Source organism: Ferrovibrio sp. (assembly GCF_019636075.1).
GTDB lineage: Bacteria > Pseudomonadota > Alphaproteobacteria > Ferrovibrionales > Ferrovibrionaceae > Ferrovibrio.
The window spans coordinates 1-21911 of record NZ_JAHBYG010000008.1; the positions used below are offsets into that span (position 1 = coordinate 1).

At 61.9% G+C, this 21911-nt stretch carries 18 protein-coding genes; 5 read left to right on the top strand and 13 right to left on the bottom strand.

Features of this window, described 5'->3' with window-relative positions; all coding sequences use genetic code 11:
* The coding region (locus KF827_RS05370; RefSeq protein ID WP_291001449.1) for a hypothetical protein at positions 1-893 on the bottom strand (893 nt) is incomplete at its 3' end.
* Positions 894-1074: 181 nt separating this feature from the next.
* Entirely contained in the window at positions 1075-2379 is a 1305-nt protein-coding gene (locus KF827_RS05375) for a solute carrier family 23 protein (protein ID WP_291001452.1), read from the bottom strand.
* Between the two features lie 337 nt (positions 2380-2716).
* Here KF827_RS05375 and KF827_RS05380 point away from each other — a divergent pair, with 337 nt between their 5' ends.
* From KF827_RS05380 to kefC, 3 genes are read left to right on the top strand one after another with little or no spacing between them, the layout of a single operon-like run.
* Complete coding sequence (locus KF827_RS05380) at positions 2717-3982, top strand: pentapeptide repeat-containing protein (RefSeq protein WP_291001455.1); 1266 nt, start codon at positions 2717-2719, stop codon at positions 3980-3982.
* Between the two features lie 8 nt (positions 3983-3990).
* Positions 3991-4575, top strand: a complete 585-nt coding sequence (locus tag KF827_RS05385; RefSeq protein ID WP_291001457.1) for an NAD(P)H-dependent oxidoreductase — start codon at positions 3991-3993, stop codon at positions 4573-4575.
* On the top strand, positions 4576-6411 hold the full coding sequence (gene kefC, locus KF827_RS05390) for a glutathione-regulated potassium-efflux system protein KefC (RefSeq protein ID WP_291001460.1): 1836 nt from the start codon (positions 4576-4578) through the stop codon (positions 6409-6411).
* Here kefC and KF827_RS05395 read toward each other — a convergent pair.
* Genes KF827_RS05395 through KF827_RS05425 form a run of 7 tightly spaced genes read right to left on the bottom strand, consistent with a single transcriptional unit; the run spans position 6406 to position 13491 of the window.
* The gene (locus tag KF827_RS05395; protein WP_291001463.1) at positions 6406-7971 is read right to left on the bottom strand and encodes an acyl-CoA synthetase; all 1566 of its coding nucleotides are present in this window, start codon (positions 7969-7971) and stop codon (positions 6406-6408) included. The two genes, kefC and KF827_RS05395, sit on opposite strands and share 6 nt — an antisense overlap.
* A gap of 6 nt (positions 7972-7977) precedes the next feature.
* Positions 7978-8541 (bottom strand): ureidoglycolate lyase, encoded by a 564-nt coding sequence (locus KF827_RS05400; protein ID WP_291001466.1) that lies wholly within the window; start codon positions 8539-8541, stop codon positions 7978-7980.
* Positions 8538-9785, bottom strand: coding sequence for an MFS transporter (locus KF827_RS05405; protein ID WP_291001469.1), 1248 nt, complete (start codon positions 9783-9785; stop codon positions 8538-8540). The genes KF827_RS05400 and KF827_RS05405 overlap by 4 nt, the downstream gene beginning before the upstream one ends.
* Before the next feature lie 7 nt (positions 9786-9792).
* Positions 9793-11103: a TRAP transporter large permease gene (locus KF827_RS05410; RefSeq protein ID WP_291001472.1), complete on the bottom strand. Its 1311-nt coding sequence runs from the start codon at positions 11101-11103 to the stop codon at positions 9793-9795.
* Between the two features lies 1 nt (position 11104).
* Positions 11105-11593, bottom strand: coding sequence for a TRAP transporter small permease (locus KF827_RS05415; protein ID WP_291001475.1), 489 nt, complete (start codon positions 11591-11593; stop codon positions 11105-11107).
* Positions 11594-11644: 51 nt separating this feature from the next.
* Positions 11645-12646 carry a TRAP transporter substrate-binding protein DctP gene (gene dctP, locus KF827_RS05420; RefSeq protein WP_291001478.1) on the bottom strand — a complete coding sequence of 334 codons (1002 nt, stop codon included), beginning with the start codon at positions 12644-12646 and terminating at the stop codon, positions 11645-11647.
* 35 nt (positions 12647-12681) lie between these two features.
* Complete coding sequence (locus tag KF827_RS05425; RefSeq protein ID WP_291001481.1) at positions 12682-13491, bottom strand: helix-turn-helix transcriptional regulator; 810 nt, start codon at positions 13489-13491, stop codon at positions 12682-12684.
* 82 nt (positions 13492-13573) lie between these two features.
* On the opposite strand from KF827_RS05425, the gene KF827_RS05430 reads away from it, so the two are divergent.
* Positions 13574-14776, top strand: coding sequence for an MFS transporter (locus KF827_RS05430; RefSeq protein ID WP_291001486.1), 1203 nt, complete (start codon positions 13574-13576; stop codon positions 14774-14776).
* 5 nt (positions 14777-14781) lie between these two features.
* On the opposite strand, the gene KF827_RS05435 is transcribed toward KF827_RS05430, so the two are convergent.
* The 4 genes from KF827_RS05435 to KF827_RS05450 form a co-directional block, all read right to left on the bottom strand.
* Positions 14782-17856: an efflux RND transporter permease subunit gene (locus KF827_RS05435; protein WP_291001489.1), complete on the bottom strand. Its 3075-nt coding sequence runs from the start codon at positions 17854-17856 to the stop codon at positions 14782-14784.
* A 3-nt stretch (positions 17857-17859) separates the two neighbouring features.
* Positions 17860-18972, bottom strand: coding sequence for an efflux RND transporter periplasmic adaptor subunit (locus KF827_RS05440; protein ID WP_291001492.1), 1113 nt, complete (start codon positions 18970-18972; stop codon positions 17860-17862).
* Positions 18973-19183: 211 nt separating this feature from the next.
* A complete protein-coding gene (locus KF827_RS05445) occupies positions 19184-20920 on the bottom strand; it encodes a RimK family protein (RefSeq protein ID WP_291001495.1) in 1737 nt (578 codons plus the stop codon).
* A gap of 12 nt (positions 20921-20932) precedes the next feature.
* Positions 20933-21550: an N-acetyltransferase gene (locus KF827_RS05450; RefSeq protein ID WP_291001498.1), complete on the bottom strand. Its 618-nt coding sequence runs from the start codon at positions 21548-21550 to the stop codon at positions 20933-20935.
* Positions 21551-21617: 67 nt separating this feature from the next.
* Here KF827_RS05450 and KF827_RS05455 point away from each other — a divergent pair, with 67 nt between their 5' ends.
* Positions 21618-21911, top strand: coding sequence for a Rap1a/Tai family immunity protein (locus tag KF827_RS05455; RefSeq protein ID WP_291001501.1), 294 nt, complete (start codon positions 21618-21620; stop codon positions 21909-21911).

Genomic DNA, 21911 nt, shown 5'->3' on the forward strand with positions numbered 1-21911 from the left:
GTTAAAGCTGCTGCGATAATTGCAACGTATATGGCAGTATTTCTAAATTGCTTGAAAGCATCGTCTCTCGTTTTTTTGAGTTCATCTACTTTTGCCATCCAATATGTTACTGGCGCTTCAAGCTTCATATGTTCATTATATTTTGCAGTAATTTCATTGAGTGCTAGCGTATGATTTTGCATGACTTCATTTAGAAGTTGGTTTTGTTTGTTTTGTGTTTCTCTGCTTTTATGGAAATTTTCATATGCTAGGTTTAATGCTTCGGTAAACGCGTCATGCTGCTTTTGAATTTTTGAAATCCAACTTTCTACGTCCGACTTAACTATTGATCGCTCTTGGTCCGCAAGAGTGAATAAACTTTCCCAAACTTGTTGAAAGATAGGTGTTGTATTTATTGATGCCGAAAATTCAGCAATGCCTTTGAAGCATTCCCTAACAACATCCTCTTGGTTAATTCTTCTTAGAGTGTTCCGCAGATATCCTTTTGTTCGTATAACTACCCCCATTAACGCAGCAATTTTATTTGAATTTTTAAATGATAAAATTGTAGCGTCGTCGGGATTCAAACTCACTAATCCACGGAAATTTTGCCTGTCTGATGAAAAAAAATCAAAAATTTTATTGATGTCATCATTAGACGAATTTTCATCCAATGCTTGAATCTTATCGTAATTAGGTTTGAGCCCATCGAGCAAATACGCTTGAGTCTCGTATAACCTATTCACAATGGATTGATTTAAACCGTTAAAAAAGCCAGGTAATAAAATTGGTTCCCAATGTTCATCCCATTCTTTTTTGAAAAAAGCTTTTAAAGACTGAACAGTGTCAAATTTTTGCTCGATACCTGGAGCCGCAATAAAAGTTATGGTTCTTTTATCATTCTCGCTGGTCATGGTACCTGATCCCCTTATTTCCCTAAAGAAAATTCTTATTGTTTGTCATTAAATCACTCTTCGTATCTTATTTCGCGTGATCTTACTTGAGATATACTCACTGCTGCTAACGTTTTCATTTTTTACTGAAATGTATCCGCCCCGGGCTCCTTACCCGGGGCGGTGCGTTTTCAGTCCAGCCTCACGCTTCTGTCCGTTCCAGTCCGGCCAGCAGGTGATACAGGATGATGCAGCCGAAGGTGGCTGTGCCGATGCCGCCCAAGGTGAAGCCGCCGAATTTCAGCGCCAGGTCGCCGGCGCCCACGGTGAGCGTGACGCCGACGGTGACGAGGTTGCGGGCGCTGGAAAAGTCCACGCGGTTCTCCACCCAGATGCGGCCGGCCGTGGCGGCGATCAGGCCGAACACCACCAGCGACAAACCGCCCAGCACCGGGCCGGGGATGGTGCCGATCAGCGCGCCGAATTTCGGCGAGAAGCCCAGCACCAGGGCGAACAGCGCGGCCACCACGAACAAGGCGGTCGAGAAGTTTTTCGTCACCGCCATCACGCCCATGTTTTCGGCATAGGTGGTCATGCCGGTGCCGCCGCCGGCGCCCGACAGCATGGTGGCGATGCCGTCGCCCAGAAAGGCGCGGCCGAGCAGCGGATCGAGATTGCGCCCGGTCATCACGCCGATGGCCTTCACATGGCCGAGATTTTCCGCCACCAGGATGATCGCCACCGGGGCGATCAGCGCCATCGCCGCCGGTTGGAAAACCGGGCTGGTGAAATTCGGCATCCCGAACCAGGCGGCATTGGCCACGCCGGAGAAATCCACCGGCTTGTCCATGCCCATGCCGTTGGCCAGCAGCACATAGGCCAGATAGGCGATCAGGCCGCCGATCAGGATCGGCAGGCGGCGCAGGCTGCCGGGGGCTGCCACCGCCACGATGCCCACCGCCACCACGGTGAGCAGGCCGATGAAGCTGGCAAAGCCCGAGCCGCTGACGCCCTTCACGGCGATGGGCGCCAGGTTGAGCCCGATCACCGCCACGATGGCGCCGGTGACGACAGGCGGCATCAGCTTTTCGATCCAGGCATGGCCGGCGAACATCACCACCAGGCCGATCACGGCATACAGCGCGCCGGCGGCGATGATGCCGCCCAGCGCCACGCCGATATTGCCGTTGGGGCCCGAGCCGGCATAGGCGGAGGCTGCGATCACCACGGCGATGAAGGAGAAGCTGGAGCCCAGATAGCTGGGCAGCCTTCCGCCGGTGATGACGAAAAAGATCAGCGTGCCGATGCCGGAAAACAGGATCGACACATTGGGGTCGAAGCCCATCAGGATCGGTGCCAGGGCGGTGGCGCCGAACATGGCTACCACATGCTGCAGGCCGGCCACGATGGTTTGCGGCCAGGGCAGGCGTTCTTCCGGCGCGATCACGCTGCCGGTCTTTTCGGTCCAGGTGGTGAGGATGCCTTTGCTGTCGGGTGCGGTCGTCATTGGAAACCCCCAATTATGATTATTGAGCAGATTCGGTCTGTGGTTCGGGGCGGGGGCCGACTCGGCGGCTGCCGGGCGGCCTCTGCCAGGATACTCCCACTGCGCCCCGGCGCGGCAAGCGCAGATAGGCGGCAGCGGGCGTTCCGTGGCGGCAACAGCGGCTCAAGCTTATGCCCGGAGGTTGTTTCTTTTCATGGAGTTTTCTCGGACGGCCTGTCTCCGGCAACCGGAGCAGGCTGCGGAGATTGCGTGGCAGCGGAAAAACACTAATATGATGTAAGGGGTTAATCTGCCCGCCGGCTGAAATAGCCGGTTGGCTGGGGGATGATAGAGTCGCATGAATCCGATGGAAGTCGAACGGATGTTGGCGCTCCATCGGGAATGGCTCGCCAAACGTCCCCGCGGCGCGCGGCTCAATTTGTCGCTGGCTGATTTGCAAGGCTACGATTTTTCCGGTGCCGACCTGCGGGCCGCCAAACTGTCTGGCGCCAATCTCTCCCGCGCCGTGCTGGCCGATGTAAACCTGTCCGAAGCCGATCTGTTCGCCGCCAATCTGGAGCGTGCCGACCTGTCGCGCGCCGATCTGTCCAAGGCCGATCTGCGCGGCGCCAGCTTGCGCGGTTCGCAACTGGCCGGCGCCCGCCTGCTGGGCGTGGATTTTCGCGGCGGCGCGCTGATGCAGGCATCCGAGGATGGAGTGGGCTTCGGTGCGCCCAATGCCGATGGCAAGAAGCCGAAGGCCAACACGTCGGGCGCCGATCTGTCGGAAGCCAATCTGCGTGGCTCCAATCTCACCGGCTCGAACATGACCGGCGTGAATCTCTCCGGCGCCAATCTCAGCAAGGCCAATATGTCGAAGGTCATGCTGCGCAAGGCCAACCTGGCCGGCGCCAATCTGTCCGGGGCGTCCTTGCGCGGCGCCGATCTGTCGCTTGCGTTGATCGAGGGGGCCAATTTCGAGGGCGCCGATCTCAAGGGCGCGGTGCTCGAGGATGTGGATATCGAGACCGCCAATTTCGCCGGCGCCGAGATGTTCGTGGATGTGGAAAGCTTCGGCAGTTCGGTGGCCAGCATCCTGCAGGACCATGAACGCTGGATCAAAAGCGATGGCCAGGAAGGCACCCGGGCCGATCTGTCTGGCGTGGCGATGGAGCGCATCGATCTGTCGGGCAAGGATTTGTCAGGCGCCAACCTGAAAGGCGCCAAGCTTTCCGGCGCCAAGCTGAGCAATGCCACCCTGGTGATGACCGATCTTTCCGAAGCCGATCTCAGCGGCGCCAATCTGGCCGGTGCGCTGATGAACGGAGTCAATCTCGCGCGCGCCATCATGCAGAAAACCGTGCTGCACCGCGCCACCTTGGGCCAGGTGCCGCTGCGCGGGCCGGATGGCAAGCCGATCGGCCGTTACTGGTCGGCCAGCCTGGCGGCAGCCGATTGCACCGAGGCGGATTTTTCCGAAGCCGTGCTCAAGGGCGCCAACCTGATTGATGCCAGGCTCACCCGCGCACGGCTGTGCAACGCCAATCTCAGCGAAGCCAAGCTGGCCAATGCCGACATGACCGAAGCCGATACCACGGGCGCGATCCTGCCAGTCGTCGAGTGAGGTCGGGCGTGATTGCGCCCCTGCCGCCGCAACCCAAAATCCTGGTGCTGTTTGCCCATCCTTATCCGCATGCCTCGCGGGTGAATGTGGCCATGCGCCGGGCGATTGCCGATCTGCCGCATGTGCGGGTGCATGATCTCTACGACCTCTATCCCGAATTCGATATCGACGTGGAGCATGAGCAGGCGGCTTTGCTGGAGCATGATGTGATCGTGCTGCAGCATCCGCTCTATTGGTATAGCTGCCCGGCGCTGTTGAAAGAATGGATCGACAGCGTGCTGCGCTATGGCTGGGCCTATGGGCCCGGCGGCGGCAGCTTGCAGGGCAAGGAACTGGTGCAGGTGGTTTCCGCCAGCAGTGCCGCCGACGGCTATGGGCCGGAAGGTTTCGATGGCCACGACTTGCCGGCGCTGCTGCTGCCTTTCACGCGTACGGCGCAGCTTTGCGGCATGACCTACCGCGCACCGCTGTTTTTCGACGATGCGAATACCCGCAGCAGCGATGAAGTGATGGCCCATGCCGCCGCGTATCGCAACTGGCTGCGGGATTACGCGCGGCCAAATATCGCGGCTTCATCGGATGGAGGCGTCTAGATGGCTGTGGTGCAGGATGGCCTGCTGGTCAATGCGCTGATCTATCTGGGCGCTGCGGTGGTGGCGGTGCCGGTTGCCAAGCGGCTTGGGCTGGGATCGGTGATCGGCTATCTCGCCGCCGGATTGATCATCGGTCCCTGGGGATTGCGCTTGATCACCGATGTGCAATCGATCCTGCATTTCTCCGAATTCGGCGTGGTGTTGCTGCTGTTCCTGATCGGACTGGAACTGGAACCGCGACGGCTGTGGCAGATGCGAATGCCGATCTTTGGCCTCGGCGGCGCGCAGGTGGCAGGCTGTGCTGTGCTGATCGGTGTTATAGGCACGGTTTTCGGCTGGCATTGGAGCACGGCGCTGGTGGCAGGGCTGGGATTGGCGTTGTCTTCCACCGCCATTGCCTTGCAACCGCTGACCGAACGCCACCTGCTGGGCACCGATGGCGGGCGTGCCACATTCTCCATCCTGCTGTTTCAGGACATCGCGGTGATCCCCATGCTGGCGGTGCTGCCGCTGCTGGCCGGGCGTAGCGCCGCTACGGATGCCGAAGGCGGCATCAAGGCGGTGATACTGGCGTTGCTGGTGATTGGCGCGGTGGTGCTGGGCGGGCGTTATCTCACCCGGCCGCTTTTCCGGTTCATTGCCGCCACCGGCATGCGCGAAATCTTCACGGCGGCCGCGTTGTTGATCGTTGTAGGTATTGCGGTGCTGATGCAATTCGCCGGCCTGTCGATGGCGCTGGGCACGTTCATTGCCGGCGTGCTGCTGGCGGAAAGCGAATACCGCCACGAACTGGAAAGCGATATCGAGCCGTTCAAGGGCCTGCTGCTCGGCTTGTTCTTCACATCGGTGGGCATGTCGGTGGATGTGGGTCTGCTGCTCAGCCAACCGGCTACCATCCTGGGCCTGCTGCTGGCTTTGTTGCTGGCCAAGGCCTTGGTGCTGGTGGCGTTGGCGCGGTTCGGCAAGGTGCCGGGCGGGCAGGCGGCGTTGTTCGTGTTTCTGCTGGCGCCGGGCGGTGAATTCGCATTCGTGCTGTTCGGCGCCGCCGGGCAGATCGGTGCCATGGCCCATGAAGTGGCCGCACAGCTTACCGTGGCGGTCGCGCTTTCCATGCTGGCCGGGCCGTTGCTGCTGGTGCTGAATGATCGGCTGATCCAGCCGCGCCTGGCACGGGGTCCGCAACGGCCGCATGATACGCCGGAAGACGAAGGCAATCCGGTGATCGTGGCCGGGTTCGGTCGTTTCGGCCAGATCATCGTGCGCCTGCTTTATGCCAACCGCATCGGCGCCACGGTGCTGGATCATGATCCCGTCACCATCGAAACCCTGCGGCCTTACGGCTTCAAGGCGTTTTACGGCGATGCCACGCGGATCGATCTGCTGGAGGCGGCGGGTGCTGCCAAGGCCAAGGTTCTGGTGGTGGCGCTGGATAGCCAGGAGGCATCATTGCTGCTGGTGGATATCGCCCAGCGGCATTTTCCCAACCTGCATATCGTGGCCCGCGCCCGCGATCTCACCCATGCGGTGGAGTTGATGAATCGCGCGGTGCCGGCAATAGAGCGCGAGACATTCCATTCGGCGCTTAAATTGGGCGAGGCCACATTGCGCGCGCTTGGCTTCGGCGGCTATGCGGCGCATAAGCGGGCGCAAACGTTCCGCCGGCATAATCTGCGGCTGTTGCAGGATATCCACGCCCATTGGGACGACGACGAAGCCCGCCATATCTCGCTGCAACAGCAGGCGCGCGCCCGCATCCAACAGAATCTGGATGCCGATGAAGCCGCCTTCACGCGCCATGAAGCGCCGCCGCCGCAACAGTCCGACAAGGATCTATAACAGCGGCGCCTCGGCGAGTTTCTTGCGCTGCACCTTGCCATTGGCGGTGCGCGGCAGGGTCGCAACCAGCCGCCATTCGCGCGGGCATTTGTAAGCGGCGAGGCGGTCGCGGATAAAAGCATCCAGTTCGGATGGGCGCGGGCGGGCATCCTCGCGCGGTACGATGAAAGCGGCGATCACCGAAACATCGGCGCGCACGCGCAGTTCGGTCACGCCCACTTCCGCCACGGCCGGATGATCGGCGATGGCGGCCTCCACCTCGGCGGGCGACACGCGATAGCCCATGGCATTCATCACATCGTCGTTGCGGCCATGATGCCAGACATAGCCATCGGCATCGATGGCGGCCAGGTCGCCGCCCACGAACCATTCGCCGCGATAGACCTGGGCTTCCTCGTCTGGCCGCTGCCAATAGCCCAGCATCAGCGAAGGGTCTGTGCGATGCACCGCCAGCAGGCCGATCTCGCCGGCAGGCAGCGGCTCGTTGCCGCCCTCCGCCGCCGCATCCACGGGCAGGATGGCCACGCGCCGCCCGCTCTGCGGCTTGCCGGGGCTGCCGGGTTTGATGGTCATGCCCGGCCCGGTGGAGATGTAGGTCGATACCTCGCTCATGCCCAAGGCTTCCAGCAGCGGCTTGCCCAGGGTTTCCTGAAACTCGGCCAGCAGCGCGGGCTGCAACGCTTCGCCGGCCGTGGCGCCATGACGCAGGCTGGAGAGATCATGCGCCTGTACTTCGCCGTATTTCAGGATCTGCCGATACAGCGTCGGCACGGCGGCAAAGATGGTGGCGCGGTATTTGGCAATCAGGCGCGGCCATACCGTGATATCGCGCTGACCGTTATACAGCACGGTGGTGGCGCCCATCGCCCAGGGGTCTACCAGGCCGACGCCCAGAGTGTAGGTCCAGTTGAAGGCGCCGGCATGCAGCAGCACATCATGCTCGCTGAGGCCCAGCCAGCCGGCATACATCGGGCGGCGGCCCCAGGCGGCGCGCTGGGCATGCAGCACGCCCTTGGGGCGGCCGGTGGTGCCCGAAGTGTAAACCAGATAAGCCGGATCGTTTGCTGCCGTATCGGCATAATCGGGCAGCGGGTCGAAGGCCTTCAGCCGCGCCAGGGTGGGCGGATCCAGCAGCACAACGCCGGCCGGCAAGCTCAGGTCACGCGCCAGATCAGCCGAGGCGGCCACGGCGGCGGCACCGGAATTCTCCAGCAGGAAAGCGGCTTCGCCCGGCGTCAGCTGCGCGCTGGAAGCCAAAGCCACATGGCCGGCCGCGATGGTGGCGAAATAGGTGAGGGCGTAATCGGCATCGTTGGCCATGCGGATCATGATGCGCGAGCCGCGCGGCAGGCCCAGGCTGAGCAGGCCATTGGCCAGGCGGCGCACCGCCAGGTCCACTTCCGCGAAGCTCATGCGGGTTTCAGCCCAATGCCCCGCCTTATCGGCATCGCCCACCAGGATCATCGCGGTTTTGTCGCCACGCAGCCGGGCATTTTCGGCCAGGCAATGGCGGGCGATGTTGAAGCGGCTGGGTACGGGCGCAGGTGCAAGCTCTGTCATGGCTGGCTATTTCGGTTTTGGAAAGGAAAGGACATGCGCCGGAATGGCGCTGATTTGCGTTTCTTGGGCGGGTGCGCCGGTGTTCAGATGTCGCACCAGATCGGCAGTGGTGGAACGGCGGCTCAGCATCAGGCAATCGGCGCTTTCGACCGGCACGCGCGTGGTGTGCCATATGCCCGGCCGCATGCAGATGCCGGTGCCGACCGGAATGACGAAGGCGCGCGCGCTGGTCATGTCGGGCCCGCCATCGGCTGCCGGCAATGCCAGTATCTGTATGATCGCACCGGTCAGCGGGATAACGGCCTGCTGCGTCAGGCTGTGTTTTTCACATTCCGTGATCGTGCGGTCGGTCGAACGATACACCACCCAGAGAATGTCGGTCTCGCCGCCCGGGCCGGTATCGAAGCCATGCTCATGCCAGAAATCCGTGGCCGGGCTGGTGAAGGCCAGAGCGGTATCGGCGGCGGCATCGGCGGCAGACACGGCCTTGCCCAGCAGCCAGCCGAACGGCGCCAGGGCGGCTGCCGAAACGGTTTCGACCGGCAAGGGTTTTTCAGGCAGTGGCGTCATGGCTTTGCCGCGTGGGGTTTGGCATCGGGTACCCGGAGATAGAACACTATGGCAGCCAGCAGCAACAGCGCCTGAATGCCGAAAACCACCCGGTAGGCGAATTCGTTTGGCTGCAGTCCGATGGGGGTAACGGCGCCCATCAGATAGCCGGTCAGCACCTGCTGAAAGGCCGCGCCGCCCATGGTGCCGATATTTAGCGCGGTCATGCCGCGGCCGGCGATATGGGCCGGAAAGATCGAACGGCCATGGGCGAAGATCACCACGGTGATGCCGTTCAGCACTCCCATGATGGTGAAGATCACCGTGGCGGCGAGCAGGCCGAGGCCCGGCAGCATTGCCAAGACCGACACGCAAAACAGCTGGCAGATCGTGCAGGGGATGATGATCCATTTCCGCGTATTGAAGATGCGATCCAGCGGCCCCCAGAAGAAATAGCTCAGCGCGGATGCCACGGCCATGTAGATCAGCACCTGGCCCCGCGCCGTGGAATCCAGACCATGCACATCATGCAGATAGGGGCCACTCCACAGGCCCATGATGGTGATGAACGTGGCATAGACGTTGAAGAACATCACGAACAGATATTTGAAATTCGGATTCCCGATCGCTTCGGCCACGCCGCGCATTGTCTCGGCCAGTGTTTCCGGCTTGGCGCTCGCTCGGTCGGTCCCGGCCGTGCTTGCGTTGGGCGGCGTGTCCTGCAGCACGAAAAACGAAGCAACGCCCATCACCAAAGTGATGCCGGCGGTGACATAGAAGGCGTTGCGCCAGCCATATTGCGCTGAGAACCAGGCCAGCGGAATGGTGGAGGCGATCACGCCCAGGCTGCCCACGGCGATCAGGATGCCGGAAATGGTGGCGAATTTTTCCGGCGCGAACCAGCGCGAGAACAGCACCATCGGCGCAATCAGCAGCGCTGCACAGCCGAAGCCCAATACGATACGCGCAGCAGTGAGTTCCGCCAGTCCATCGCCATTGGCGAACCACAAGGCGCCCAGGAAGGCGATGGCCAGCGTAACCAGGATGGTGCGGCGCGGGCCCCAGCGGTCGATGGCGATGCCGACCGGAATCTGGCTGACCGAGAAGGTGATGAAGAAGGCGCCGGTGAGAATGCCCAGGTCTTCCGGCGAGAGATGCAACTCGCGCATCAGGTCCGGCCCGATCACCGCATTTGCCGAGCGGTAGAACTGACTGATGACGTAGGTCAGACAGGTGCAGGCAAGAATGCGGTAGCCGACGGACACGCGGTGCTCAGGTTCCCATCAATACCTCGGGCAGCCAGGTGGCCAGACCGGGGAAGAAGCAGAGTATCAAGATTGCCAGCGCCATGCAGGCCATGAATGGCAGCGCGCCCTTCAGGATCACCGGCAGCTTTACGTCTGGCGCGATTCCGTTGATCACGAACAGGTTAAGCCCCACCGGCGGCGTGATCAATCCCATTTCCATGTTGATGGTGAGGATGATGCCGAACCAGATCGGATCGAATCCCGCATTGGCGATGATCGGCGCCAGGATCGGCGTGGTCATCAGGATGATGGCGGCCGGCGGCAGGAAACAGCCGGCTACCAGCAGCAGCAGGTTGACGAACAGCATCAACACCCATTTGTTGATATCCAGCGCGGCGATCCATTCGGCAATGGATTGGGTGATGTAAAGGCTCGACATCATATAGCCGAACAGGATCGAGGTGCCGATGATCATCAGCAGCATGCCGCTTTCGCGCATGCCATCGCGCAATATGTCCCACAGCTTCACCGGATCCCACACCCGATAAACCACGACCACCATCAGCAGGCAAAGCAGGGCGCCCACGCCGGCGGCTTCAGATGGCGTGGCGATGCCGCCATACAGCGCATAGACCACGCCCGCGATTACCACCAGGAAAGGCAATACGCGCGGCAGCAATTCCAGCTTTTCGGCCAGGCTGTAGACGCGCTCTGCGTCCACCAGCTTTTCACCGCGTTTCCAGGAGATGAACAGGGCCCAGGCCATGAACAGCCCGGTGAGCAGCAGACCGGGGATCACGCCGGCCAGAAACAGTTTGCCGATCGAGGTTTCCGAGGCGATGCCGTAAAGGATCAGGGTTACGCTGGGTGGAATCAGAATGCCTAATGTGCCGCCTGCCGCGATGGCGCCGGTGGCCAGATCGGCGGCATAGCCGCGCTTGCGCATTTCCGGGATGCCCATCTTGCCGATGGCGGCGCAGGTGGCGGGCGAGGAGCCGGTGAGGGCGGCAAACAATGCGCAGGCGCCGATATTGGAGATCACCAGCGAACCCGGCACTTTGTGCATCCAGCGTGCCAGGGCTTCGTAAAGATCGCTGCCGGCGCGCGAAGAGGCTACCGCCGCGCCCATGATCACGAACATCGGGATCGACACCAGCGTAAAATCGTTCAGGCCGGAGAACAGCGTCTCGGCCAGGAAGTTCATGCTGTTGAAGCCGTCGAAAACGATCAGGAATACCACGGCGACAATGCCGAGCCCGAAAGCGATGGGAATGCCGGTGCCGAGGACCAGCAAGGTGGCCATGCAGATCAGCAGGCCGGTTTGCAGCGGTGTCATGTCAAATACCATCCTCGGGCTTTAGCCCAAAGGGCAGGCCGCGTCCGGTCAGCAGGCAAAGAATATCGGCAACGTATTGCAGGCAGAGCAGCCCCATGCCGACCGGTACGGCGAGATAGGGAATCCACAGCCGGGCGCGCCACATGGATGAAGTGACATGGCCGCCTTCAAAGGCTTCCAGCCACCAATGCGCGCCATTCCAGGTTACCAATACGCAAAAGCCCAGGGCCATGATGGAGGCAAACAAGGCCAGCCGGATTCGGGCCGCGTGGCTGAGATACAGCGGCAGCAGATCCACATTCACATGGCCATGCGTCATCAGAATATACGGAGCGCCGACGAAGGTGGCCGCGATCAGCCCGAAGGTGACGAACTCGGTTTGCCAGATGGAGGATTCGCCCAGCACGGTGCGGACGAAGATCATCTGGCAGACCACGAGGATGGAAACCAGGATCAGCAGGGTGGAAACCACCCCGCTGACCCGAGACATCCATCGAACCAGGTCGATAAAAGCCTGCATTGGATTCCTGTGCCTGAAGGGTTACTTGACCGCCAGCGCTTTGGCGATCAATTCCTTGCCGCCGGGCACCTTTTCCGAAAAGGTTTTATAGGAGCTGGTGGCTGCCACATCGCGCCATTTCTGGGCCTGCTCGGCGGTCATGGTCACCACCTTCACATTGGCCTTGGTGAAAGCCGCCACCATTTCGTCGTCCAGCTTCTTGGATTCGCCGGCGAAATAATCTTCGCTCTTCTTCGCAGCAGCCATCAGGGCCGCCTTCTGCTTGTCGTTCAGCTTGGAAAAGCTGGCCTTCGACATCAGCACCGGCTCATACATGAACCACAGGGCATTGTCGCCCGGCGCGGTGATGCAGCTCACCTGCTCGTAAAGCCGGAAGGAGACGAAGCTGCCGGTGGACGTATCGGTGCCATCGGCCACGCCGGTCTGCAGCGCGTTATACACTTCGTTGGACGGGATAGACACGATGGAAGCGCCGGCGCCGGCCCACATTTCGGCGAAGGTTGCGCCTGCCGAGCGCACCTTCTGGCCCTTGGCATCGGCGGGTTCGAGGATGCAGTTTTTCTTCGAGGCGAAGGCACCGGCAAGCCAGGCATCGGCCAGCACGATCACGCCGGCATCCTCGATCACCTTCTTGATATCCTGCATGAACGGCGAAGTGTTCAGCCGCTTGGCATGCTCATGGCTCTTCACCAGGCCGGGCATCAGCGTGGCGCCGAATTGCGGATGGCGGCCCGAGGCGTAATCCAGCGGAAAAGCCGAGATATCGATCTGGCCCTTCAGCATGGCATTCCACTGCTCGTTTGCCTTCACCAGGCTGGCGCCGGGGAATACCTTGATATCCAGGCCCACATTGGCGGCAGCCACTTCGCGGGCGATGATCTGCACCATTTCATCGCGCACATCGCCCTTGCCGCCGGGAAATTGGTGCGAGGCCTTCATCTGGATTTGCGCCGAAGCCTGGCCTGCAAACAGGGCGCCAAAGGCAAAGGTGGCCGCAGCTATGCTGAGAGTACGAATGAGCATTGTTTCCTCCGAGTTATTTTTATGTGCAAGCGATACTAACGATTGCTCGCATCCGTCACAAGCATAGATGGTTGATGTCCGCGTATGTATCGCTGCGGTGCAACACCGAGCTGGCGGCGGAACATCACGCTGAAGGCGCTGGCGCTGTCATAGCCCAGCAGACGGGCGACCCGGGCCACCGGTTCTCCCTGGGCCAGACGGGCCATCGCATCGGCAAGCCTGGCGCGTTCGCGCCAGCGGCGGAAGCTCATGCCGGTCTCGCGCTGAAACAACCGCGCCAGGGTTCGGGCGCTGGCGCCGGCCTGGCTGGCCCAATCCTCCAGGGTCAGTGTGCTGCCGGGCTGGTTCAGCAGGCTGTCGCATAGCCGGCGCAGCCGGATATCCTGGGGCATCGGCAGGCCCAAAGGCTGGGCGGGCAGGCGGCGCAGTTCGGCCAGGATCAACTGCATCACCAGGCCGGCGCGGCCCTGGGTGTCGTATTCCACAGGTTCGGCGATTGCAGCCAGGATCAACTCGCGCAGCAGCAGCGACACATCCAGCACCCGGCAATCCTGCGGCAGCCCGGGATCGGCATCGGCGGCAATGTAAAGCGTGCGCATTTCCACCGGGCCGGCCATGTGCACTTCATGCTCCAGACCGGGCGGTATCCACACCGCGCGCAGCGGCGGCACCATGAAGGCGCCGGCCGGCGTCACCACCCGCATGGTGCCCGAAACCGCATGCAGCAATTGTCCGCGCGGATGGCTATGCGGCGGAATCCGGTGCCCGGCCGCAAAGCCCTTGGCCATGGCCGCCACCGGGCGGGGCACCATCTGGTAGTCTTCGGCTATTGTGCTGCGGGTCATGACTGTTTTGCGATAGTTTATGTCCGAACAAATTGAACCAGACAAGGTAGATTGTCCATCACAAGTCATTCTGGAGTCTCCCATGCCTGCCGCCGCGTCGCGCCGTATCGTCACTTTTGTGAACATCGCCCATGGTTTCGACCATATGCTGATGCTGATCTTTCCCACCGCCGTGCTGGCCATGGAAGGCGCCTTCGGGCTGCCCTATGGCGAATTGCTGGCGCTGTCGCTGGGCGGTTTCGTCGCGTTCGGTGCCTTCTCGATACCGGCCGGCTGGCTGGGCGATCGCTGGAGCCGGCATCGCATGATGATCCTGTTTTTCTTCGGCATCGGCCTGTCTGCCCTGGCCACCGGTTTTGCCAGCCAGCCCTGGCATTTGGCGGTGGGGCTGTTCTGCATCGGCATGTTCGCCGCGATCTATCATCCGGTAGGCGGCGCCCTGCTGATTGCCAATGTGCAGAAGATGGGCCGCGACCTCGGCATCAATGGCGTATGGGGCAATATGGGCGTGGCGCTGGCGGCGCTGATCACCGGTGCGCTGTCGGATTGGTTCGGCTGGCGCGCCGCCTTCATGCTGCCCGGTGCCGCCGCTTTGATCGCCGGCATCTTCTATCTGCTGCTGGTGCCGGATATGCATCAGGCCGCCAAGGCGGCGGCCAAGAAGCCGCTGGCGATTCCGCGCGGCGTGGTGATCCGGGCCTTTGCCGTGCTTTCGCTGGTCACCATCGCCGGCGGGCTCACCTTCAATGCCGGCACGGTTTCATTGCCCAAGCTGTTCGAACAGCGGCTGGATCTTGGCGGCTTGTCCACCTTCGGCGTGGGCGCGGTGGCGGCATTGGTGTTTTCGTTCGGCGCCGTGGCGCAGTTGATCATCGGCAATATCATCGACCGTTATCCGCTGCGCCGGGTGTTCATCCCGGTGGCGGCGCTGCAGGCGCCATGCTTTTTCCTGGCCGGTTGGGCGGTGGGCTGGCCGCTGGCCGGGCTGGCGGCGGGGATCATGTTTGCCATGTTCGGCCAGGTGACGATCAACGATGCGATGATTGCGCGCTACACCACCGATGAATGGCGGGCGCGGGCCTTCGCCTTGCGCTATGTGATGTCGTTCGGCGCCAGCGCCACGGCAGTGCCGTTGATCGCCTGGCTGCATGGCCGCAGCGGCGATTTCCAGAGTTTGTATATGGTGCTGGCGGCTTGCGGCGTGGTGATCTTCGCCGGCGCCCTGGCATTTCCATTGCGGCCGGAAGAAGTGGAACCCGCAGCGGTGAACCAGGCGGCGGAATAAAGCCCTTATTCCGCCGGGTGCGGCTCCGCTGTTGCCGCATGCTTATGCGCAAGCTTGCTGCGGTCGCGCGCCAGCAAGGTATAGGCGGTAGGCACCACGAACAGCGTAAGCAGGGTGCCCAGCAGCAGGCCGCCCACGATCACCAGGCCGATCTGATTGCGGCTTTCCGCGCCGGCGCCCATGGCCATGGCCAGCGGCACCGAACCCAGCACCATGGCCGCCGTGGTCATCAGGATCGGCCTCAGGCGCAGCGATGCCGCCTCGATCACCGCATCGAGCCGCGAACGGCCTTGCTCCTGCAGCTGGTTGGCGAATTCCACGATCAGGATGCCGTTCTTGGTGATCAGGCCAACCAGGGTGACCAATCCCACCTGGCTGTAGATGTTCATCGTGCCGCCGCCCAGCTTCAGCGCCAGCAATGCGCCGGTCATGGAAAGCGGCACGGTCAACATGATGATGAATGGATCGATGAAGCTTTCGAACTGCGCCGCCAGCACCAGGTAGATGAACAGCAGCGCCAGGATGAAGGTGAAATAGATGTCGCCCGAAGCCTGTTTGAATTCGCGCGACTGGCCGTTGTAGTCGATCTGCGCGCCGGGCGGCAGCACCATGCGGGCTGCTGCTTCCAACTGGGCCAGCGCTTCGCCTTCCGAATAGCCGGCAGCCACGTTGGCGGTGATATCGGCGGCGCGGATCTGCCCCATGCGGGTCAGTTCGCGCGCGGTGAGGGATTCCCGCACGGTCACCAGGTTGGATAGCTGCACCATCTGGCCGCCGCTGCCGCGCACATAGATTTTCGACAGATCCTCGGGATTGGTGCGTTCCACATCGGCAACCTGCACCACCACTTCGTATTGCTTGCCGTTCTGCTTGAAGCGGGTGACCTGCCGGCCGCCCAGCATGGTTTCCAGCGTGCGGCCGATGGTATCCACTTCGATGCCCATATCGGCGGCCTTGTCGCGGTTCACCGCCACCTTCACTTCAGGCTTGTTCAGCTTCAGGCGGGTGTCCAGATTGTCGAGCGCCGGCATCTTGCGGGCTTCGACCATGATCCGCTCGACCAGACGGTTGAGCTCGTCGGATTCCACGCTGGCCTGCACCACGATCCAGATCGGCGAGGAGCGCAGATTCTGGCCCAGCGACGGCGGATTGCTGACAAAGCCCTGCACGCCGGCCAGTTCGCGGAATTTCGGCACCAACTGGGTCACGATATCCTGCTGCTTGCGCTGGCGCTCATCCCAGGGCGCCAGGCGGGTGAACGACACGCCCTGCGACACGATGGGATTGCCCGATACCACGAAGCGCGAATAGGCCTCGGGGATGCCCTCCACGATGCCCTCCACCTGGCGGGCATATTTCTCCATGTAGTTCACCGTGGCGCCTTCGGGGCCATTGAAGCTGCCGATGATGGTGCCGCGATCTTCCACCGGCGAAAGCTCGGATTTCAGGCCCGCGAAAATGAAATAGCTGGCGGCGGCGAACACCGCGCCGATCAGGATCACCAGCGGCCGTACTTTCAACGAACCGCGCAGCAGGCTGGTATAGCCGTTGGTAATGCCCACCAGCACATTTTCCACCAGATTGTACAGGAAACCATGCTTGCTCTCATGCTTCAGCATGTGGCCGCACATCATCGGGCTCAGCGTCAGTGCCACGAAACCCGATATCAGCACCGATCCGGCCAAGGCCCAGGCGAATTCGGTGAACAGCCTGCCGGTGGTGCCGCTCATGAAGCCGATCGGCGCATACACCGCGGCCAGGGTAAGCGTCATGGCCACCACGGCAAAGCCGATTTCCTTGGCGCCCTTGAAGGCGGCGGCCATCGGCGCCATGCCTTCCTCGATATGGCGATAGATGTTTTCCAGCACCACGATGGCATCATCCACCACCAGGCCGATGGCCAGCACCATGGCCAGCAGGGTGAGGGTGTTAATGGTGAAGCCCAGCGCATGCATGATGGCAAACGCGCCCAGCAGCGAGGCCGGGATGGTGACAACCGGAATCAGCGTGGCGCGCAGATTGCGCAGGAACAGGAACACCACGGCCACCACCAGCAGCACGGCTTCGCCGATGGTGCGATACACGGAATCGATCGAGGCGCGGATGAAGATGGAGGTATCGTAGGCTATATCGGCGCGCATGCCTTCGGGCAGTTCGGCCAGGATGCCGGGCAGCGCCTCGCGCACGCCGGCAGAGATATCCAGCGGGTTGGCGGTGGCCTGCTTCACGATGCCCAGCGACACGGCGGGTTTGCCGTTGAAGCGCACATTCACGCGTTCGTCCTGCGGGCCGACTTCCACGCGCGCCAGATCGCGGATGCGTACCGGGTAGCCGTTCACCTCGCGCACGATGATGGCGCCGAATTGTTCGGCATCGCGCAGGTCGGTTTCCGACAGCACGGTGAATTCCACATTGCGGCTTTCGATACGGCCGGCCGGCACTTCAACATTCTGCCGGCGCAGGGCGGATTCCACATCCTGCGGGGTAAGGCTATAGGCGGCCAGGCGGCCGGCATTCAGCCAGATGCGCATGGCATAGCGGCGTTCGCCGAAGATGCGGGCTTCCGATACGCCGGTGATGGATTGCAGCCGGTCCTTCACGAAGCGGTCGGCGTAATCGCTGAGTTCAAGGGCGGAATGGCGGTCGGACGAGAAGGCGATGAACAAGACCGGCTGGGCATCGGCCTCCACCTTGGATACCACCGGCTCGTCGATTTCGGAGGGCAATTTGCCGCGCACGCGGCTGACGCGGTCGCGCACGTCGTTGGCGGTGGATTCCGCATCGCGCGACAGTTTGAAACGCACCACCACCATGCTGGCTTCCGGTCGCGTGATCGAACGCACGGTATCGATGCCCTCGATGCCGGAGATCGATTCCTCCAGCACGCGGGTCACCTGGCTTTCGATCACTTCGGCGCTGGCGCCGCGATAGGTGGTCTGCACCAGCACCACGGGCGGGTCGATATTGGGGTATTCGCGCACGCTGAGCCGGGTGAAAGACACCAGGCCGATCAGCACCACGACCAGGCTGAGCACCGTGGCGAAAACCGGCCGCCGGATGCAGAGTTCGGAAATCCCCATGGCTTACGACCCCTTCACCACGGGGGCGGGCGCCGTGGCGGGCCGCACATATTGTCCGTTGCGCAATTTCTGCACGCCTTCGGTCACGATCTTGTCGTCACGATCCAGGCCTTCCAGGATTTCCACCTGGCCGTCGCGGCGCAGGCCGATGCGCAGCTTGGTTTGCACGGCGCGGCCATCCGCCACTCGGAAGGCGTAGATGTCGCGGCCCGAAGGCACCAAGGCGGTTTCCGGCACCAGAATGGCGTTGTTGCGTTCTTCCACGATCAGGGTTACGCGGGCAAACATGCCGGGATTGAGCTGGCGCTCGGGATTGGGCAGGCGGGCGCGCAGTATCGCAGCGCGGCCATTGGGATCGAAAGCGGGATCGATGGCGTAGACCTTGCCATCGAAGGTCTTGCCGGGAATGGCATCCAGCCGCACGCGGATTGCCTGGTTCACGGCGACGAGCTGCGAATGCACCTCGGGAATGCGGAAATCCACCTTCAACTGATCCAGGCTTTCCACGTTCACCAACGCCTGGCCGGGATTGACGTAATCGCCCACGCTGACCTGGCGCAGACCCAGCACGCCATCGAACGGCGCCAGCAGGGTGCTTTTGTCCAGCGTCGCCTGGGCCAGTGCCAGAGCGGCTTCGTCGGCTGAAAGCTTGGCGATGGTTTCGTCGCGCGCCCGCTGGGTGCCGGCGCCCTTGCCATAGAGTTCCTCGGCGCGGCTATGGTTGGCCCGGCTGAGCGCGATGCTGGCCTTGGCCTGGTTCACCTGGGCGCGGGCGATGGCGGCATCCAGCCGCACCAGCGGCGTGCCGCGCTTCACCGGCTGGCCTTCCTCGAACAGGATTTCGCTGATCCGACCGGCAATCTCAGGACGCAGAATCACCGATTCATTAGAGCGCAGGCTGCCGACCGCCTCGATCTGGTCGCGCACCCGACCAAGCGTTACCTGGCGAATTTCTACTGCAATGGGGGCTTGCTGGCTGCCCTGCTGGGGCGCGCCGGGCGCCGAGGCGGCTGCGGTGGGCGCCAGCTTTTCGCGGATTTCAGGCCCATAAAGCCACCATCCGGCACCGCCTGCCACGGCAAGCGCCAATACACCGATACCAATGATCCTGCTCATCGACTGCCTGCGTCAACGTTCGTTTGGGGGAGTTTTCGTGGAACGGCGCTTTTGGAGCGCCTTGTACTCACAGGGATACTTGTACTCGCAGGGATAATAGCCCGGGTGGTGGAATTTAGCGAAGGCTAATTCCAGGGCCGGCGGTCACGTATGCGATAACCCTTAAAACGATAGTTTGGGGAAATATCGATATAATTTGTAAATAACGATTTTATCGATTGCCGCCGACAGGGAAAGGCAAGGCCGGATCGTCGTCGGTGGCGGCGGTGCTTACCACCTGGGGCCGCGCGGCATTGAGCGCCTGGCTAAGCACCTGGCTGGATACCTCGGCGGCGATACGCGAGGCGATTTCGCCCGATACCTGGGCGGCCACCTTGGCGGCAACCTGGGCGGCGATCTGGGCCGGCGAGGGGGCGCCGCCCGGCAGCGCCAACCCGGCCGCTGCCAGGGCGGGCAGCGCGGCAATGACGGCTTCCGGCGCCGAGGCCTGGCCTGGCTTGCCTTCCATGCGGCGGATGAATTCCTGCATGATGCGGCGATAGAGTTCGTCCTTCAGCACGGCGTCTTCTTCGCCCTGATTGATCGAGGGGTTGTCGTTCACCTCGATCACCACCACGCCCTTCGGGGTCTGCTTCAGGTCCACGCCATACAGGCCGTCGCCGATAAGGCTGGCGGCTTTCAGCGCCATCTGTACGATCTCGGCCGGCGCATCCTCCACCTTGATGGTGCGGAAGCCGCCTTCGGTGAAGCGGCCGCCTTCGCCATGCTTCACCACCTGCCAATGGCCGCGCGACATGAAATACTGGCAGGCGAAAATCGCCTCGCCGCGCAGGATGCCGATGCGCCAGTCGAAATCGGTATAAAGGTATTCCTGCGCCAGGATCACGTCTGACTCGCGCAGCAGCCGGTTGGCTTCATCCAGCAATTGCTGGCGGTTGGCCGCCTTCACGATGCCGCGCGAGAAGCTGCCATCGGGAATCTTGAGGATGATCGGGTAGGGGATTTCCTGTTCCACCGCTTCGATGCCGCTCTTATCCAGCACCACGGTTTTCGGCGTGGGAATCTTGTTGGCCTTGAGCAATTCGGCCAGATAAACCTTGTTGGTGCAGCGCAGGATCGAGGTGGGATCGTCGATCACCGCCATGCCTTCATTCTCCGCGCGTTTGGCGAAGCGGTAGGTATGGTGATCCAGCGCCGTGGTCTCGCGGATGAACAGGCCGTCATATTCGGCGAGTTCGGAATAATCCTTCTTCTCGATAAGCTCTACATCCACGCCCATCTGTTCGCCGATGCGGATGAATTTCTGCAATGTGCGGCGATCGGAAGGGGGCAGCGCCTCGGCCGGATTATGCAACACCGCCAGGCTGTATTTCGCCACGCTCTTGGCCTTGGGCGTGCGCCAGCCGGCGCGTGTATAGGCATCCAGCGTTTTCTCGAAGAATTCCTGCTGTTCGGGCTTGAGGTCCGACAGCGACATCGGGCGGATCGAGGCGATATGCCAGCCATCCTCGGGCGAGATGTTCAGCTTGAGCATCGGACAGCGGAATTCGTCGAACACCCGGCGCGCCAGGTCGGGAAAGCGCAGATCGTCGGTGCGGCCGAAAAACACATGCAGCGTGAAGGGCGCGGTGGGCATCATCACCAGCTTCTTCAATTGCTGCGCCAGCAATTCGTCCAGTTCGGGCAGGGTGTGGGTGTAGATGCTGCGCTCGCGCAGTTCCAGGATGGTTTTGACCCCGGGGATCACCTTCTGGTTCCGGGCTTCCGCCAGCAGCGAGCAGTAATAGCCATAGCCCAGATAGGAATAGTCTTTCGACAGATTGATGATCTTGGCGCGCTTGTCCTGCACCAGCTCGGGCCGGGTGATGTATTCGCGGTTGTTCAGCACCAGGCAACCGGGGTTGCGGTAGCGGAAATGCGTCTTGCGTTCGACGATGATGATATGCATCGGATGGTCGTCTCAGTTTGATCCGGGGCGGGGTGCGAGGGGCTTGGCCAGACGCAGGGCGTCGGCGCCATCCTCGTAATACCCGCTCACCCGGGCGAATATCTCATAACCCGATTCTTCGTAGAGCGCGAGGGCGGCGCGGTTGTTGATCGAAACTTCCAACCGCATTTCCCGTGCGCCGTTTTTTTGGGCAGCGATTTCCATATGGCGCAGCAAGCGGCGGGCCAGCCCCTGGCCGCGTGCCGCCGGATGCACGGCAATCGAATAGAGCCGCGCCGCCGGGCTGTCTTGCCTGGTATAAACCACGGCGGCGCCGAGCAGGCCGCCATCCGGGCCTGAACCCAGGCCTGAATTCGGGCCTGAACCCAGGCCTGAACCCGGGCCTGGCACAACGGCGATTTGCGCGCGCGGATTGCCCAGCGCGCGGCGGAAGGCGCGGCGCGACATACGGTCGCTTTGGAAACAGGTATTCTCCAAAACCAGCAATGCCTCCAGATCGTTGGCCTTGGCTGGGCGGATCCCCAGCGTAATCTGCTGCGCAGCCTGGGACGCAGCCTGACCCTTGCCGTTTGCGCGCTGCCTGCCTAAGGCTTGTCTATTGCGGGCGGAAACCATGAAAGCCACGACCATGAACAAAACATGTGGGCGCAACGCTTATCATAGCCTGCCGCGAAACAAAGGCGTTTTTGCGGCAGGCTTGTTATTTTCCGCTATCGTCGGCGCGGCTATCGCGGGCGGGGCTGTTGCCGCCGGCCCCAATATCGACGAACGCCCCTGCCGCTCGCAGGATGCCTATTGCCGGGGCTATGTGGCCGGTATCCTGGATAGCCTGCGGATATCCGGCAAGGTCTGCCTGCCCGATGCGGTGCCGCCGCCCCGGGTGGAATTCATCGTACGCGACTGGCTGGCGCTGAATCCCAGCCTGGTGTCTCGCTCCGGCGCCGAACTGATTGCCGGCGCCCTGGAAAAATCGTTTCCGTGCAAACGATAA

Excerpts from the sequence above, each read along its gene's own strand:
- KF827_RS05435 (WP_291001489.1), bottom strand. The coding sequence starts at position 17,856 with ATGGGGATTTCCGAACTCTGCATCCGGCGGCCGGTTTTCGCCACGGTG.
- KF827_RS05410 (WP_291001472.1), bottom strand. The coding sequence starts at position 11,103 with ATGACACCGCTGCAAACCGGCCTGCTGATCTGCATGGCCACCTTGCTG.
- KF827_RS05445 (WP_291001495.1), bottom strand. The coding sequence starts at position 20,920 with ATGCATATCATCATCGTCGAACGCAAGACGCATTTCCGCTACCGCAAC.
- KF827_RS05430 (WP_291001486.1), top strand. The coding sequence starts at position 13,574 with ATGCCTGCCGCCGCGTCGCGCCGTATCGTCACTTTTGTGAACATCGCC.
- KF827_RS05400 (WP_291001466.1), bottom strand. The coding sequence starts at position 8,541 with ATGACGCCACTGCCTGAAAAACCCTTGCCGGTCGAAACCGTTTCGGCA.
- KF827_RS05375 (WP_291001452.1), bottom strand. The coding sequence starts at position 2,379 with ATGACGACCGCACCCGACAGCAAAGGCATCCTCACCACCTGGACCGAA.
- KF827_RS05380 (WP_291001455.1), top strand. The coding sequence starts at position 2,717 with ATGAATCCGATGGAAGTCGAACGGATGTTGGCGCTCCATCGGGAATGG.
- KF827_RS05425 (WP_291001481.1), bottom strand. The coding sequence starts at position 13,491 with ATGACCCGCAGCACAATAGCCGAAGACTACCAGATGGTGCCCCGCCCG.
- KF827_RS05395 (WP_291001463.1), bottom strand. The coding sequence starts at position 7,971 with ATGACAGAGCTTGCACCTGCGCCCGTACCCAGCCGCTTCAACATCGCC.
- kefC (WP_291001460.1), top strand. The coding sequence starts at position 4,576 with ATGGCTGTGGTGCAGGATGGCCTGCTGGTCAATGCGCTGATCTATCTG.
- KF827_RS05440 (WP_291001492.1), bottom strand. The coding sequence starts at position 18,972 with ATGAGCAGGATCATTGGTATCGGTGTATTGGCGCTTGCCGTGGCAGGC.
- dctP (WP_291001478.1), bottom strand. The coding sequence starts at position 12,646 with ATGCTCATTCGTACTCTCAGCATAGCTGCGGCCACCTTTGCCTTTGGC.
- KF827_RS05450 (WP_291001498.1), bottom strand. The coding sequence starts at position 21,550 with ATGGTCGTGGCTTTCATGGTTTCCGCCCGCAATAGACAAGCCTTAGGC.
- KF827_RS05415 (WP_291001475.1), bottom strand. The coding sequence starts at position 11,593 with ATGTCTCGGGTCAGCGGGGTGGTTTCCACCCTGCTGATCCTGGTTTCC.